The 16,344-nt window shown below is 45.4% G+C and carries 17 protein-coding genes; 9 read left to right on the forward strand and 8 right to left on the reverse strand.

The genetic code is table 11. The features are described 5' to 3' along the window. Positions 1–25 precede the first annotated feature (25 nt). Entirely contained in the window at positions 26–610 is a 585-nt protein-coding gene (locus tag FK220_RS13930; protein ID WP_152574955.1) for a MarC family protein, read from the forward strand. Between the two features lie 34 nt (positions 611–644). Then, complete coding sequence (locus FK220_RS13935; RefSeq protein WP_152574956.1) at positions 645–848, forward strand: hypothetical protein; 204 nt, start codon at positions 645–647, stop codon at positions 846–848. Here the strand turns inward: FK220_RS13935 and FK220_RS13940 are convergent. The 3 genes from FK220_RS13940 to FK220_RS13950 all read right to left on the reverse strand — a co-directional run bounded on the left by FK220_RS13940 (position 845) and on the right by FK220_RS13950 (position 3,604). After that, the gene (locus FK220_RS13940; protein WP_152574957.1) at positions 845–2,470 is read right to left on the reverse strand and encodes a S41 family peptidase; all 1,626 of its coding nucleotides are present in this window, start codon (positions 2,468–2,470) and stop codon (positions 845–847) included. The two genes, FK220_RS13935 and FK220_RS13940, sit on opposite strands and share 4 nt — an antisense overlap. Before the next feature lie 9 nt (positions 2,471–2,479). Next, positions 2,480–2,920 carry a deoxycytidylate deaminase gene (locus FK220_RS13945; protein WP_152574958.1) on the reverse strand — a complete coding sequence of 147 codons (441 nt, stop codon included), beginning with the start codon at positions 2,918–2,920 and terminating at the stop codon, positions 2,480–2,482. 99 nt (positions 2,921–3,019) lie between these two features. Further along, complete coding sequence (locus tag FK220_RS13950) at positions 3,020–3,604, reverse strand: HupE/UreJ family protein (RefSeq protein ID WP_152574959.1); 585 nt, start codon at positions 3,602–3,604, stop codon at positions 3,020–3,022. Positions 3,605–3,893: 289 nt separating this feature from the next. On the opposite strand from FK220_RS13950, the gene FK220_RS13955 reads away from it, so the two are divergent. From FK220_RS13955 to FK220_RS13980, 6 genes are all read left to right on the forward strand, one after another. Then, positions 3,894–5,318, forward strand: a complete 1,425-nt coding sequence (locus FK220_RS13955; RefSeq protein WP_152574960.1) for a sensor histidine kinase — start codon at positions 3,894–3,896, stop codon at positions 5,316–5,318. Position 5,319: 1 nt separating this feature from the next. Beyond that, a complete protein-coding gene (locus tag FK220_RS13960) occupies positions 5,320–6,249 on the forward strand; it encodes a PhzF family phenazine biosynthesis protein (RefSeq protein WP_152574961.1) in 930 nt (309 codons plus the stop codon). After that, positions 6,250–6,471 carry an ArsR/SmtB family transcription factor gene (locus tag FK220_RS13965; protein WP_152574962.1) on the forward strand — a complete coding sequence of 74 codons (222 nt, stop codon included), beginning with the start codon at positions 6,250–6,252 and terminating at the stop codon, positions 6,469–6,471. 118 nt (positions 6,472–6,589) lie between these two features. After that, the gene (locus FK220_RS13970) at positions 6,590–7,372 is read left to right on the forward strand and encodes an enoyl-CoA hydratase/isomerase family protein (RefSeq protein ID WP_152574963.1); all 783 of its coding nucleotides are present in this window, start codon (positions 6,590–6,592) and stop codon (positions 7,370–7,372) included. A 21-nt stretch (positions 7,373–7,393) separates the two neighbouring features. Beyond that, on the forward strand, positions 7,394–8,971 hold the full coding sequence (locus tag FK220_RS13975) for a hypothetical protein (protein ID WP_238719028.1): 1,578 nt from the start codon (positions 7,394–7,396) through the stop codon (positions 8,969–8,971). 140 nt (positions 8,972–9,111) lie between these two features. Then, entirely contained in the window at positions 9,112–10,185 is a 1,074-nt protein-coding gene (locus FK220_RS13980; RefSeq protein WP_152574964.1) for a PA0069 family radical SAM protein, read from the forward strand. 26 nt (positions 10,186–10,211) lie between these two features. Here FK220_RS13980 and FK220_RS13985 read toward each other — a convergent pair whose 3' ends face one another. From FK220_RS13985 to FK220_RS14005, 5 genes are all read right to left on the reverse strand, one after another. Continuing rightward, positions 10,212–11,639 (reverse strand): sulfatase family protein, encoded by a 1,428-nt coding sequence (locus FK220_RS13985; RefSeq protein WP_152574965.1) that lies wholly within the window; start codon positions 11,637–11,639, stop codon positions 10,212–10,214. 4 nt (positions 11,640–11,643) lie between these two features. Continuing rightward, positions 11,644–13,068, reverse strand: coding sequence for a Gfo/Idh/MocA family protein (locus tag FK220_RS13990; RefSeq protein ID WP_152574966.1), 1,425 nt, complete (start codon positions 13,066–13,068; stop codon positions 11,644–11,646). A gap of 149 nt (positions 13,069–13,217) precedes the next feature. Then, positions 13,218–13,877, reverse strand: coding sequence for an HD domain-containing protein (locus tag FK220_RS13995; RefSeq protein ID WP_152574967.1), 660 nt, complete (start codon positions 13,875–13,877; stop codon positions 13,218–13,220). After that, positions 13,874–14,611, reverse strand: a complete 738-nt coding sequence (locus tag FK220_RS14000) for a lysophospholipid acyltransferase family protein (RefSeq protein ID WP_152574968.1) — start codon at positions 14,609–14,611, stop codon at positions 13,874–13,876. Before FK220_RS14000 ends, FK220_RS13995 begins: the two co-directional genes overlap by 4 nt. Positions 14,612–14,801: 190 nt before the next feature. Next, positions 14,802–15,212 (reverse strand): BrxA/BrxB family bacilliredoxin, encoded by a 411-nt coding sequence (locus FK220_RS14005; protein ID WP_152574969.1) that lies wholly within the window; start codon positions 15,210–15,212, stop codon positions 14,802–14,804. A 204-nt stretch (positions 15,213–15,416) separates the two neighbouring features. On the opposite strand from FK220_RS14005, the gene FK220_RS14010 reads away from it, so the two are divergent. Then, positions 15,417–16,151 (forward strand): tellurite resistance TerB family protein, encoded by a 735-nt coding sequence (locus FK220_RS14010; protein ID WP_152574970.1) that lies wholly within the window; start codon positions 15,417–15,419, stop codon positions 16,149–16,151. Positions 16,152–16,344 lie beyond the last annotated feature (193 nt).

The following is a 16,344-nucleotide window of genomic DNA, read 5'->3' on the forward strand; positions in this document are numbered from 1 at the left end:
GTAGCTTTGCAAAAAAATTATAGGAATGACATTTCATTTCAATCTTCGGGAAATTGTTACGGCGACCATGGTCCTTTTTGCGGTGATCGATATTTTGGGAAGCATTCCCATCATCATAGGATTGCGGAAAAAGGTGGGGCATATTCAATCGGAGAAAGCATCGATCGTAGCGGCTTTTTTAATGGTGGCTTTCTTATTCGTTGGAGAGGAGATTCTAAAGCTGATAGGCATCGATGTAAACTCTTTCGCCGTTGCCGGGGCCTTGATTATCTTCTTTTTGGCCATTGAAATGATTTTAGGGATAACCCTCTACAAAGACGATGAGCCCGAAAGTGCTTCTATTGTTCCTATCGCGTTTCCCTTGATTGCCGGAGCGGGCACCCTGACCTCCTTATTGTCGCTAAGGGCCGAATACTATGTAGAGAATATCATCATCGCCATCATCCTGAACATAATTTTTGTGTATCTTGTATTGAAATCCTCTGCCAAGATCGAGCGGGTTTTAGGCAAAAATGGGGTAAGCGTTATTCGGAAGGTTTTCGGGGTAATACTTATGGCCATAGCCGTTAAGCTTTTCACAACGAATATTCACGGGCTGTTGGCAACTTAACAGTTATAGACTTCAATTTTAAGGTTTAAGGCAAATGAATAAGACCCTCACCATCATACTCATCCTAGTGGCTATCGCGTTGATTGCCTATAATGTAACCTTGTTGGATTTTGAGAATCCGTTCCAGGGCAATAGCACCATTGCCTTGATAGGAATCGCGGCGTCGCTATGCGCTATCGTACTGTTATTGATTTTTATGACTTCGAAGAAAATCCAGAAGAAACTGGATGAGGACTAATTCTTACCCTCAATAGCATCAACTTCTTCCTGCGAGACGAGTGGATTGTCCAAATCCAACACTTTCTGAAGCATGGCGTCCTCCTCACTTTTTATTTTGGCATATAAATTTGAATCGAAGAGCTGTTCTGCCAAAGCCGCTTTCAAGTATGTTTTTATTTTTTCCTCGTGAGCGTAATAATCCAATTTATAACTATTTCTTAAACAGAAATCGATAAACTGTTCGAAAAGAATATCATCGGTGATAAATTCGCCCATGAATGTTTCACGAGTGTAGGTGTTGTATCTTGTACGATCGGAATCAAGATGGCCAAAAATAAAATAGGAAAAGATGCCCGAGCTATCCATCACCTCAATCGTTTCCACCTCATTGTTGCCAATGGGCACGAAAGCATCTGGAATGATTCCACCCCCACCATAAACCACTTTTCCTTTTGGGGTGGTGAACTTTAGTGAATCGGCCACCTTGATGCTGTCGACGGAAATTAATTCGCCGCTGTGATACCGGTCGGTGAATTTCTTGTAGTAATCCTTGCTACCTTTTCGATACGATCGTTGAATCGACCGTCCTGTGGGGGTATAATACCTCGAAACCGTCAACCGAACTGCCGAACCGTCGCCAAGTTCCATTTCCCGTTGAACGAGGCCCTTACCAAAAGATCGGCGGCCCACGATGGTTCCAATATCATTGTCTTGTAAGGCACCGGCGATGATTTCACTGGCTGAAGCGGATCGCTCGTTGATAAGAACATATACAGGTTTATCTTCGAAACTGCCTTTTTTAGTGGCGTACACCCTGTCAATCTTCCCCTTTTTGTTCTTGGTGAAAAGAATCATTTTCCCGTCTTTAAGAAACTCATCGGCCATTTGCTCCGCAATTCCCAGATAACCTCCCGGATTGTCCCTAAGGTCCAAGGTCAGCTTTCTGGCCCCTCTTTTTTCCAGTTCCCGAAGCGCGGTCTTGAATTCCCGGAACGTCGATTCCGCAAAGCGGTTCACTTGAATATAGCCCATGTCATCGGTGAGCATGTAATAGGCCGATACGCTTTTGATCGGGACCACGTCTCTCTTTACATTTACGGTAAAAAGCTTGTCCTCCTCTTTTCGGTACACCTGTAATTTTACAGAGCTTCCTTTTTTGCCCTTTAGTTTGTTGACAATCGATTCGCTACCCAGTCTTTTACCGTATAGGGTGTCGTTATCGGCCATCAATATGCGATCTCCCGGTAAGATACCCTTGAGAAAACTGGGGCCTTTTTCTATAGTTCGTATGACCGAAATCGTGTCTCGATACGGGTAAAAGTTAATTCCGATACCTACAAAATCACCCTTCATGTTTTCCGCTACCCTATCCATTTCCCTTTCGGGGATGTAGACCGAATGGGGATCCAATTTCTCCAATATGTTGTTTACCGTAACGTCGACGATGCTATCGGTATCGATTTCATCAACGTACTCGTAATCGATATAATCGATCAACCGGTTCAACTTGTCCTTTTTGGAATTCGTGGTAAATAGTTTCTCGGGAGAGTCATTAAAATTCAGCTTTCCACCTAAAAAAATACCGATGCCCAAAGCGGACGCGATAACGGTGGGCCATATGTAGTGAAATGTTCTTTTCATACCTAGAAGCTAAGATACCAAGCTTTCGATGATGGGTAAATGTACCAATTCAACGCCCGCCTTGCTCAAAAATTTTAATCCGGAGTCATCTTTATATGCGGTTTGGTATACCACACGTTTTATGCCACACTGGTGAATGAGTTTGCTGCACTCCCTACAGGGTGATAAGGTAATGTACAGAGTGGCACCCTCACAGGACTGGGTTGAAGCCGCGACCTTGCTGATGGCATTCGCCTCGGCATGTAGCACGTACCATTTGGTATACCCTTCCTCATCTTCGCAAAAATTCTCAAAACCGGTCGGAGTGCCGTTGTACCCATCGGAAATAATCATTCTATCCTTCACGATGATGGCACCTACCTGCTTCCGTTCGCAGTAAGAAAGCTTGCCCCACTCTTGGGCCATTCTCAAATATGCCTTATCGTATTTTTCCTGTTTGCTTTCCTTCATTTTAGAGTGGCTTCAAGTATATATAAAACATGACCAACCACTAAGATACCTGCTTTGCGATTGTCCTACAACCGAAATAGGTTAATATTACGTGAAATTCTACAACGGATAGGTTTCTATCAACATCGGTATCGTGAGAAAAATAATGAAAATTGATGCCGCCACCACAAAAACGGGTTGTTTTACCTTAATAATCGATTGGATTACGTAGGCGAGTACCAATACTGTTAATACAATCAACACTTGGGAAACCTCGATGCCCGTGGCAAAGCCGATCAGTGGCGTAAGCTTGTCGGTTTCCTCGGCCATGAGCATCTTAAAGTAATTGCTAAATCCAAAACCGTGGATCAAGCCGAAAAAGGCGGTCGCGATACCGTGTAAAAGCAAGCTTTTGTGTTCTTTTTTGGCTTTCAAATAGAATAGGTTAAAAACCGCGGTTAACAAAATGGTAACCGGAATCAAAAACTCGATCCAGCCGACATCCATTACGACTACGTTATAGACCGATAAGGCCAACGACAAACAATGCGCAACCGTAAATACGGTGGCAAGCACTACAACAGGTTTCCATTGCTCGAATGTGAAAGGCAGCGCGAGGGCGGTAAGGAAAAGTATGTGATCGTACGCATTGAAATCGAGCACGTGGTCAAGCCCGAGTTTTACATAGAACAAGAAATCCGGCATAGTTTATATTGGTTCCAATTCGATACCAAAGATACGTCGAAATTGTATTTTCATACACGATAGCGGTACCGTACCCTGAATATCGACCGTCGAGAAGGCCTTAAAGTGGCGTGGTATTTGCTGGATAGTCTGAAGAATATAGTGGCCTGGGACACCGTTTATGTGCTGATAGCGTAGCCAAAACTGTTGATTCGAATGTACATCGTACCCCATTATTACTATCTTTAACCTTTAAATCGAGACTCGTTTGTTTAGAAAATTATCCTTACGATCCAGGATATTTATTTCGATGATCCTTCTGGTGCTTATCGCATCTGTTTTGATCGCGGGTATCACCGTATATCAATATCACGAACAGAATCGGGATTACCATGATGAACGTCTGGAACGAAAGGAAGATCAGATAAAACAAAGTATCAACTACACTTTAAAGAAGACGACCTATCCGCCTACCACCGAGAACTTGGGATTGATATTTAAAGATGAAATCTATGAGATAGCGGATGTGCAGAACGTAAATTTCAATATCTATGACTTAGAGGGGGAACTTATTAAAAGTTCCAGGCCCAAGTTCGAGAGCGATTCCATCTCTAATTGTTTGGACGCCGAAGTGCTCAACAATCTGGCGGAAAGTCCTAAGAACAGATATGTTGAGGAGAATTCTGCCGCGGGGGACCGTTACCAGGCTTCGTATACTTATATCACCGATAGCAAGTTCAAACCCATAGGCATCCTTAATCTTCCTTATTTTGAGGACAACACCTTTAACGATATGGAATTAAGGGAGTTCCTTATGCGTCTCGGTGGGGTCTATTTTGTTATGTTATTGCTTGCCATTGGCTTGGCGTATGTCATATCAAAATATATTACGCGATCCCTACAGACTATTTCGGATATGCTAAGTAAAACTGACCTTACAGGGCGTAACGAGAAAATTTTTATTTCCGAACCGGTCGAGGAGATAGAAAAATTGGTTGCTTCGTATAACAGTATGATCGATGAATTACAGCAAAGCGCCGTAAAGTTGGCCCGAAGTGAACGTGAGCAGGCTTGGCGTGAAATGGCAAAGCAGGTCGCCCACGAAATTAAGAATCCCTTGACACCGATGCGTCTGAGCGTGCAGAGCTTCGTGCGTAAGTTCGATCCCAATGATCCGGATATCGAGAAGAAAGTTGCGGAATACTCGGATACACTGATCCAGCAGATCGATACCATGAGCAGCATTGCATCGGCCTTTTCCAATTTTGCCAAAATGCCTGCCCAGCAGAACGAAACCTTGAATGTGGTGAAGATTGTACGTTTGGCATTGGACATTTTTAACGAAGATTACATTCACTTTATCTCCGATGAGGAAGAGATAATCGCCAAACTAGACCGCACCCAGCTAATCCGTGTGGTGACCAATCTGGTCAAGAATGCCATTCAGGCGGTACCCGAGGTTGCGTCACCGCGAATTTTGGTATCGGTGGCCTCTGAGGGCAATTACGTGAAAATAGCAGTCGCCGATAACGGCGTCGGTATCGCCGATGACTACACCGAAAAGATTTTTGAACCCAAGTTCACGACCAAATCAAGCGGAATGGGCCTTGGGCTGGGAATGGTGAAAAATATCGTGGAGACCTATCACGGCACGATTGATTTCACCTCACAAGAGGGAAAGGGAACTGTGTTTACGGTAAGGTTTCCAAAGGAAAACATGATGAAGGCCGTCTAACATGCAAAGAAATATCCAATACTTCATTTTGGACGTCTTTGCCGAGGAAAAGTATACCGGAAATCAATTGGCCGTTTTCTTGGACCTTGAACAACGGCTTTCAGATGCCGGGATGCTAACGATAACCAGGGAAATCAATTTTGCCGAAAGCGCATTTATACGCAGCAGGGAAGCTGATGGGACTTTCGGGGTTCGGATTTTTACTCCAGAGTACGAAGTTCCCTTTGCAGGGCACCCTTCCCTGGGAAGTGCCTATGTCATTGCAAAACATTTGGAAACATATCCTCGGAATCGGTTGATACTGCGATTGAAGAAAGGCGATATCCCGATCGATATCCAAAATCCGGAGCGTTTGGATGAAAGTCGTTTTACGATGCACCAGGCATCCCCTAAGTTTGGTCCCGTATTTTCTGCCGAAACAATTGGCGAGGTCATCAACTTGCCATTGTCGGCCTTGGATGATACAATGCCTTTTGAAGTGATCAGCACCGGTCTGCCCTACCTGATCGTTTTTCTCAGCGGAATAAAGGCCATGAAGGAACTGCACCTAAACGACGAACGGGTGATTGAATTTCTGAAGGCGAACGGTCTGCACAAGAGCAACAGCTTTTCCGGCTTGACCACTTCATTTTTTTTCGTGAGTACCGAAACCTCGGCGACCCATATCGACTATCGCGTTCGTATGTTCGCGGTTGAAAATGAAAAGCTGTGGGAAGATGCCGCAACCGGTAGTGCCAATGGTTGTCTATTGGCGTATCTCCTCAAGCATTCCAAAAAATCGCAATCAGTGGTAGTGGAACAGGGTATTGAAATGGGGCGGAGATCAATTATCTATTTGGATGGGGAACTGAAACATAAGACCTATAGCTTAAGAGTAGGTGGCCAGGTAGCTCCCATCAGCAGTGGCTCCTGGGGTCACGAAGGTTTTTAAATGTGTTTTCGTGACCAATACCTGTATGCCTTTATAGCAATAGCGGACTCCACACGTTGTGGAATTACTGATTTGGTTGCCAAGGAATCGATACATATCCATGCCATCGCTGAAAATTTCGGGATGAGCAGGCCCGCTGTATCCAAGCATATCAAGGTATTGCTCGAAGCCGGTTTGGTAGGCATTGGGAAACAGGGTCGCGACCGTTATCTGTATTTGTAATTAAAAGCATTCCAGAAAGTACAATTCTGGTTGAAAAAGTATGAGTATTTTTGGAACGATAATTCGGAGCGTTTAGGTGATTATTTAAAAAAGTAAGCGGTCCGGCAAAATTCCGCACATGCAATTCAACAACATTTTAGTCGATACCCATGGAAATATCGCAGTCCTTACCATTAATCGTCCCAACAAACTAAATGCATTGAACAGGGAGACCATTCAAGAGCTGCACGAAGCGTTCAAGATGTTGGATTCGGATAGGCAGGTTAAAGTAATTATACTAATCGGTAGTGGTGAAAAAGCGTTTGTTGCCGGTGCCGATATTTCTGAATTTGCCCATTTTTCAGTGGAAGAAGGGGGTCAATTGGCCGCCAAGGGCCAGGAGCTGTTGTTCGACTTCGTCGAAAACCTGTCTACCCCGGTCATTGCCGCTGTCAATGGTTTTGCGCTCGGGGGAGGGCTTGAATTGGCCATGGCCTGCCATTTTAGGGTGGCCAGCCACAACGCGAGGATGGGGCTTCCCGAAGTTTCCTTGGGTGTGATTCCCGGTTATGGGGGTACCCAGCGATTACCGCAGCTAATCGGGAAAGGACGGGCTATGGAACTCATCATGACTGCTGGGATGATCGATGTAGATCGGGCCTTAAATTACGGGCTGGTGAACCATGTGGTCTCGCAGGAGGAATTAATGGATTTCTGCAAAAAATTAGCGGGTAAAATAGCGAATAATTCATCCGTAGCCATTTCACATGCAATAAAAGCCGTAAATGCAGGTTTTAAGAATACTAGTAACGGATATGCTTCCGAGATTGAATCCTTTGGGGCCTGTTTTGGAACCGCCGATTTCAAGGAAGGCACTACCGCCTTTTTAGAAAAGCGAAAAGCTGATTTTCCCGGTATGTAGCGTATCCCAAATAACCTACTTATGAATCTTAGAAAAGGCTTGTCCCTAATGCTTTTTCTTGCGGCCTTTGCCATCTGTGAGGCGCAGGAAATGCCTATTCAATATACTTTGGGAGAGAATTATTCCGATAGGTATAAGTTCTCTACGGTACTTTCCATCAGTGCGGGTTCCGCAGAAAAAACGGTATTGATTCGCACCTACTACGGCGGCATGCCATTGCGACCCAAAGGTCATTTTATCGAGTTGTACGATGCGGACATGAATCTTGAGCGCGACTATAACTATAAATACGCCGGGGAGCACATGGTCGATGGCTTCGTACGAAACGGACAACTGTACCTCTTAGAATTAAAATATGATTGGAATAAAGAGGCCTACGATTATATCGTGCATCAAAGTCCGTTGCACGAGTTCAACTTTACCGAAAGAACCTTGCTATCCGTTCCTTCCAAGGAAGTCTTAAATCCTTTGGCGGCGAACAAATACCATAGGAATTTCAAGAATGGTTTTTCCACATCTACTTTTTTTAATGATGAGCGTACCGCATTTGCGATCACGGTACACCACAGGCAAGGAAAGGAAGAGAAATATACGATCTATTTGTTCGGAACCGATTTGAAAAAACACCTCAGCTACGATTTCTCCGGGCAAATCGCTGAAAAGAACTATGCCTTTGAGAATATTGAAATCAGCAAAGATTTGAAAACCATTTACCTCATGGGGAAGGCTTACTTCAAGAAAAGAAGGTTCGATGCCAAGGAGCGCCGTTTTCAGTACGAGTTGGTTCGTTTGGACAACAACGGACATCGGATACAGGAGTTCGCCGATACAGGACGTTTTCCCGAAGCCTTGAAACCCCTTTTGGTTGATGGGCAATTGACCGCGGTAGGTTTTTATGCAGATCGGAAGGATCGGCGCTACAACGGCTTGGTGTACTACAAACTCGATGCGCAAAATCTCGACATCCAATCAAAAAAGTACAATCTCTTTTCAAATCAGTTCATGCTGGATAAATTCGGTCGCGAGGTAGATGCGGAAATAAAAAACCTCATTTTTAAGGATGTGCACATCACCCCGAATAAGGATATTCTTTTCAGCGCGGAGGAGTATTTCGTGACCACCGGAACCGATATCAGTGAAGGGCACACCAGAAAGGTGCAAAACTATCACTACAATGATATCGTTTGTGCCAAACTGGACGCTAACGGAAACATGGTCTGGGCACGGAACATCAATAAAAATGAAGTGACCAGGGGCGATGAGTCCTACGCGTCCTATTCGGCTTTTGGGAAAGATGGCGAGATGTACTTCTTTATCAATTCCGGGGAGCACCCTCAAACCTTGGGCAAGAACCGAATAGTTTTTAAACAAGGCTACAGCAAAAATCCGAACATGTTCGTAATTCGTTTGAACGGCCAAGGTGAAATGGACTATCGGAAACTGATCGATGATAAGGAGGTTCGCCTTCCCATTATGGTGTCCCGTCCTTTGATCGATAAAACAGCCAATCAATTGTTGTTCTATGCAAAAAGGGGAAGCAAAAAGCAACTCATCAAGGTTCGGTTTGGTGGCGCTACCAAGATTTCTGAAGGTAAATAGCGCATTTGATGACTGCAGGTTGTATGCGATTGACAAAATCCGAATTGGATGCTCTACATCACATATTCCTGGTCATAATTAACATAAATGTAGTATTAGTAATTGGATTTATTCCATAAATTTGGAATAAATCCAATTATTTGAAATCGGAGGACTACATCAAAGGTCGTGGGGCACAGAAAAAGGTACCCAACAGGTTTTTGCGGCATATCTACGAAACCAGGGATGACTTCCTGGAATTCTGTCACATAGAAGGGGAGGAATTCGATTCTAACAAGACCCAGTACCTTCCCATTTTTCCCAAGACAATCATTAACAAGGTTACGAGTCCCGATGTAGGGATGCAATATTCCATGAACCCCTATCAAGGTTGTGAACATGGTTGTGTGTATTGCTACGCACGGAACACGCATGAATTTTGGGGCTATGGTGCCGGCCTCGATTTTGAACGACGGATATTGATTAAGAAAGATGCGGCCAAACTCCTTGAAGCCAAACTAAAAAGCAAAAGTTGGAAGGCCGAAACGATTGTACTATCCGGCAATACCGATTGCTACCAACCAGCGGAGCAGCAGTTCGGGATTACCAGGGCCTGTTTGGAAGTGTTTGCAAAATACAAACATCCGGTAGGCATCATCACTAAAAATGCCCTAATACGTCGCGATTTGGATATTTTGAAGGAACTGGCCAAAGACAATCTGATTGGGGTCAATGTATCGGTGACCTCGTTGTCGGAGGAAACCAGACGCATTCTTGAACCGCGAACAGCTTCCATAAAAAAGCGCCTTGAAACGATAAAAATCCTTTCGGAAAACAATATTCCCGTCAATGCGATGTTGGCCCCTATTATTCCGGGTATCAATAGCCATGAAATCATGGGTCTTGCCGAGGCCGTAGCCGATCATGGGGCGCGTTCTTTTGCCTTTACCGTGGTACGCCTCAATGGAGCCATTGGGCAGATTTTCACCGACTGGATCAAGAAAACCTTGCCCGGCAAAGCCGAAAAGGTACTAAACCAAATCAAGGAGTGCCATGGTGGCACCCTCAATGACAGTCGGTTTGGTATTCGAAGCAGGGGCGAGGGAAAAATTGCCAAACAAATACACGACTTAATGAGGTTGGCACAACGGCGTTACTTTGCCAACCGTAAATTTCCAACTCTCAACAAGGATTTGTATGGGCAGTATAAAGACGGGCAATTTCGACTTTTTTAATTTTGAATTGATCAATAGTTCCAGAGTCATTCCCTTTCGGCCAGCTGATCCTTTCCCAATACCATAGTTGCCTGGTGCGCTTGAACCAAGGTTCTTATACTATCAATGAACTCGGGATGCTGTCCGGCAATGTCGAACTGTTCGGAAGGATCCTCCCCAAGGTGGTACAACAAGGGCGGGTCGTGCCGTTGCTTTTTTCCGAACATGCCATAGGCGCCTTCCGTGATGTAATGAAGTTTGTATGCTTCGTGACGCACGGCGTACAATTCGGTACCCCGATAGTAAAATATTTGTTTCCTAGGACTAGTGGCATTCTTGAAAAGGGCCGGACTCAGGTCGAATCCGTCTAACACGCGGTCTTTGGGAAGTGGAACTCCCGCCAAGTTGCTGAAGGTGGTAAAAAGATCTAGGGTACTGCCCAAACCAATGGTGACTCCGCCTTGTATGCGTCCCGGATTCCAAAAAATAGTCGGTACCCGCATACCCCCTTCCCAAGTACTTCCTTTTCCCGCTCTTAGGAGTCCTGCACTTCCGCCATGGGTGCCAAAGGATAGCCACGGACCGTTGTCCGAGGTGAAGACGACGATGGTGTTTTCGGCCAGATCCTGCTCCTCTAAAAACGACAGTATTTTACCGACCCCGGCATCGATTTCGGAAACGACGTCCCCGTAGAGTCCTCGCGCGCTCTTTCCTACGTACTCTTTCGAGGCGTACAGGGGAATGTGCGGCAGATTATGCGCCAAATAAAGAAAAAAAGGTTTTGTTTTATGAGCTTCTAGAAAGGCCAGGGCCTCTTCCCCGTAGCGTTTGGTGATGGTGTTCTGATTAGCGGGCCGCTCGATAATTTCCGTATTTCGCATCAAGGGAACGTCAAATAGCCCGGTAGGTACCTCTTCATTGTCTGCTATTAGGTCGCGATAACGTTTGGTGCCCTTAAAATCCATGTCGTTGGAATACGGAATCCCAAAATAATAGTCGAATCCGTTTTGGGTAGGCAAGTATTCGGACTTATGGCCCAAGTGCCACTTCCCGATACAGGCGGTAGTATAGCCTGCTTGCTTCAGCTGCTCCGCCAGGGTGATTTCCCCGGAAGGAAGACCGTTGACCGAGTTGGGAAAAAGTACCCGGTGCACGTCGCTGGCCATTCCGCTTCGAACCGGTAATCGACCTGTCAACAAAGCGGCCCTACTGGGAGTGCAAACACTGGCAGCTACGTAAAAGTTCGTCCATTTCTGTCCTTCTTGCGCCATTCTATCCAGGTGTGGCGTTCGAATCGTGGGATGCCCAAAAACGCCTAAATCCCCATATCCTAGGTCATCTGCGAAAATGATGATAAAATTGGGTGGTCTTTCCTCACTAGACTGGCCTATGGCAGACACCGTCGTTAGTACGAGAAAGCACAGCGACACCAAGCTATGAAATAGGGATGAGTTACGATTAACTGAAAGCACCATGGTTTTATGAGATTTCCCAACCTTTACGATAACTTCCTTTGACCCACTCATTGGCCAGGTCCCAGTTGGTGACTTTCATTCCGTCGCCGTCCCATAGAATTTTACGTCTTCCTGGATACTCGAACGGATCCCAATCACCCAATTTCTTCCCATTTTTCAATTTCTTGAACTGAAATGCCTTAATCGCGAGGTTACCCATAAGCACCGCTTCGGTCAGGGGTCCGGAACGTCTAAAGTCCGATGAGGTTTCGGTACCATTCAAACAGCCTTCGACAAAGTTTCGTTGGTGACCGCCGGTATCGCCTTCGATTCGCGTGAGATACGGAGTTGGAGGATTCAACAGTTTCATGGTTTCAGAGGGTAGCAATCGCGCGTTACGGGAATAAGTGTCGCATACCAAAATGCCCCGGGATCCGTAAAAAATCGATCCACCACCTCCGTCACCGATGGTCTCCCCATCCTTCAGTTCGTCAGGAAGATCGGGAAGTAGTCCGCCATCATACCAATTCAAGGCGATAGCGCCGTGTTCTTCGGTATTGAATTTTAAACGTACAATAGAGGAGGCCGGACAGGACGCGCTATAATTGGCCTCGACGAAATCCCCGACCCAATTGGTCGTGCAACTGGCTTCCGCCTCGGAAGGATAGCCCAGATCGAGCACCCCAAAGGGAGTTTCCATAATGTGACATCCCATATCACCGAGCGCACCGGTACCAAAATCCCAAAAGCCTCTCCATTTAAATGGGAGGTAGGCGTCGTTATAATCGCGCATTTCGGCAGGACCCAACCAAAGATCCCAATCCAGTTCTTTTGGGACAGGGTCTTTTCCTTTGGGAACCGGTACTCCTTGAGGCCAAACGGGTCGGTTAGTCCAACAGTCTACCTTATACACTTTTCCGATAACACCCGATTGAATCCATTCCTTGGCCTCTCGACTACCATCGCTCGAGGCGCCTTGGTTCCCCATTTGTGTCACGATGTTATTTTCTTTCGCTACCTGGGTCATCATTCGAGCCTCATTGATGTTATGGGTCAAGGGCTTCTCGACGTAGGCGTGCTTTTTGGCCTTCATGAACGGTAATGCGATAGGGGCATGTGTATGATCGGGGGTCGCCACCATTATGGCGTCGATGTCGTTCAGATGTTTATCATAGACTTTTCTAAAATCCTTATAACGAGAGGCTTTGGGATAGTTTTTGTAAGTCTCCGCAGCCCGTCGGTCATCGACATCGCATAGGGTCACAAATTTGACTTTATTGGTTTCGGCCAAGCCGCGCATCACTCCGGCGCCCCGTCCACCAACACCGAACGCCCCTATATAAAGCGTGTCACTGGGTGCTACATGGGTCTTTCCCATGACGAAACTGGGAACTATTGAAAAAACGGTTGAAGCTGCCGCCGTTTTTTTGATAAATTTTCTTCTTTGCATTGTTAAGGAGATTCTCTATTTGAATTTGGAAGATACAAAAAAAAGTACTCCCGTTATAAGGAAGGAAACCGTGAGACAAGGGGGCGATCATGGGCAAGGGCTTTGATTGAAGGGCGCCTACATTGGTCTGGGAAAGCAAGGATTACCCACTAGCGACCCTCCCATTCTTTATAAAATTGTTCGAGGAAGTCTAGCATAAACCGATGTCGTTTTTCGGCCATCTCTTTACCTGTTTCGGTATTCATCCTGTCTTTGAGCAACAAAAGTTTTTCGTAAAAATGGTTAATGGTAGGGGCCGTCGTTTTTTTGTACTCCTCCTTGGTCATATTGAGGTTTGGTACAATCGCTGGATTATAAAGTTCCCGATTCTTGAATCCGCCGTAGTTGAACGCCCGGGCAATTCCGATGGCGCCAATGGCATCCAAACGGTCCGCATCTTGCACAACTTGAAGTTCGGGAGATGTGAACGTTGTATCCCCCTTTTTTTCTAAACTATTTTTGAAGGAGCTATTTTCCATAATCCGGATGACATGTGAAATGACAGCCTTGTCGACATCTATTGATTTCATAAAATCCCTCGCAATCCTTGGTCCGACCGTTTCATCGCCATCATGGAATTTGGCATCCGCGATGTCGTGTAACAGCGCGCCCAAGGCCACGGTTAGGCTATCTACTTTTTCTCCCTTTGCAATTGTACGGGCATTTGTATATACCCTTTGAATATGAAACCAGTCGTGGCCTCCTTCGGCTCCTTCCAGTTCTTTCTTTACGAAGGCGATGGTTTTATCAATGAGCAGTTGATTGTTCATTTGAATGAGTTTATACCCGAAACTACTACCTTTTCAACTTCGACCAAAAGCTCATCCAGATTTCCCTTGATTTCCAACGGAGGATGTACATCGAATGTAATGTGGTTGCCAATACCGTTAGGGAATTTACCATAACGAAGCATTTTCCAGGAATTATTGATGCTGATCGGGATGACCAAGGCCGAAGGAGCATTTTTCATCAAGAGTTTGAGCCCGGTCGTTTTGAATGGTTTCGGATGCCCATCGCGGCTTCGGGTCCCCTCTGGAAAAATCACTGCGCCCCGTCGATGTTTTTCGATATACTTTCCCAATTTCGAAATCTCGCCAAGGGCCTGTTTACTATCCTTTCGGTCGATAAGTACCGAACCGCCATGCCGAAGGTTGTACGAAACACTGGGAATGCCCTTACCCAATTCTTTTTTGCTAACAAACTTTGGGTGGTGCTTGCGCATGTGCCAGATCACGGGGGGTATGTCATGCATACTCTGGTGATTGAGTACCATGATGCTCGGCCGATCGGCTGGAATGTCATGCGGATTGTTAAAGGAATAGGTAGTACCGAGAATATGGGTGCAACGCAGAAGACAGAGGTTCAAAATCGACACACTTCTTTTATGCGCCTCGTATCCAAATAGATTGAAGCAGATCCATTGTACCGGATGAAAGACCAATAGGCACAGCCCAAAGAAAATCAGGTACAGGATACTCAGTGGATAGGCCAGTAACTTTCGCATGGGACAAAAGTAAGATTCTGTCTGATTTTTTGGAATAAAAATAAAGACCGTTTCAATAAAGAAACGGTCTCACAGTTTTACATTTTTTTTCCAGACATATCGTCAAATCCCTTAAAACTTGACCTTGTGGTCGGGATTGATCCAACCTGCTATTTCGCATAGCGACAAGCCTATGCAAGATGGTTTCCCATTAACAATACTCGTCGTAGGCGCCCTTAAGATTGTCGGCAATCATTTCTGCAGGTCTTCCTTCGATGTGGTGACGCTCGATCATATGCACCAATTCCCCGTTTTTGAACAGGGCCATGCTGGGTGATGAAGGTGGAAAAGGCACCATCAGATTTCGGGCGGCATCCACTGCCTCCGTGTCCACACCGGCAAAAACTGTCACAAGATGATCCGGTTTTTTGGCATGCTGTAGACTTATTTTAGCTGCGGGTCGGGCATTGGCGGCAGCACAACCACAAACAGAATTGACTACGACAAGGGTAGTACCGTCCTGATTGATCGCTTTTTCAACTGCTTCGGCCGTATATAATTCTTCGAACCCGGCCATCGCCAAGTCGTCTCTCATAGGTTTTACTAATTCTGCGGGATACATAGTCTATTTTTTTGTTAGGGTTCAAATATACCAATTTTATGATGTTTTTTCGATGCCAGTTAACGTTTCATTCTGAAATAAAAGATAGGAAGATAAAACTGGAATAATTTGTGGACCCAGGTTCATGTGAATCGTTAAGGCGGTAAATAGCCCTTGAATTTTATTCTACCTAAAATCCTATCTTTGGCAAAAACCGGACGTTTTATGATTAAATGGATCGCAGCCCTGCTGGGCTACTACCTTTTTCGTTTTCCTGGAGCTATCGTAGGTTTCTTTTTGGGAAGCTTTATAGACAACATGAAGGATAGTGGTGGTCAACCTCGAAGCGTGTTGCGTGATATCACTCGTCAAAGTGTTTCTCCGGCCGATTTTGAGTTGAATCTGTTATCGCTCTGCTCCTTGGTCATCAAAGCCGATGGGAATGTAAGTAAGACCGAGATGGACTATGTGCGCCAATACTTCATTAGCACCTATGGGAAGGATAAGGCGAATGCCATCTTCCGGACTTTTAACGATATCAACAAAAAGCGGGAGATTTCGGCATCACGGATCTGTAACTACCTCAACCAACGTACCCGCTACGCAGTACGACTACAACTATTACACTTTTTGTTTGGAATCGCTCAGGCCGATGGCACCGTAAGCAAGGCGGAAATCTCGAAAATCCAAGAAATCGCAGGTTACTTGAAGGTGTCTTTACGGGACTTCGAGAGCATTAAGGCGATGTTTGTCAAAGAGGCCGATACTGCCTATAAAATCCTTGAAATCGATAAGACGGCCACCGACAATGAAGTCAAAAAAGCGTACCGGACCATGGTAAAAAAATACCATCCAGATCGAGTAAATACCCAAGACGAGGCCATCAAAAAAGGAGCCGAGGAAAAATTCAAGGAAGTCCAAAAGGCGTACGAGACCATTCAATCGGAGCGGGGACTATAAAAGCTCAAACGCAAGCTAGAGTATCAATTCGAAAATAGCCTAGATAGATTCCAGCACAAGGAAAAAGTAGCTTTCCCAAGCGATCCTAAGTGCACTGTTCAAGGTACAATCCTAAGGGCTCAAAGCTATGTTCTTAAATTCTAAAAGCCCTTTTTGCAGATAGCCTTTTGTTAAAGACAATACTGGACTTCTG

It is taken from the genome of Pelagihabitans pacificus (assembly GCF_009371985.2).
In the GTDB taxonomy this organism is placed as follows: domain Bacteria; phylum Bacteroidota; class Bacteroidia; order Flavobacteriales; family Flavobacteriaceae; genus Pelagihabitans; species Pelagihabitans pacificus.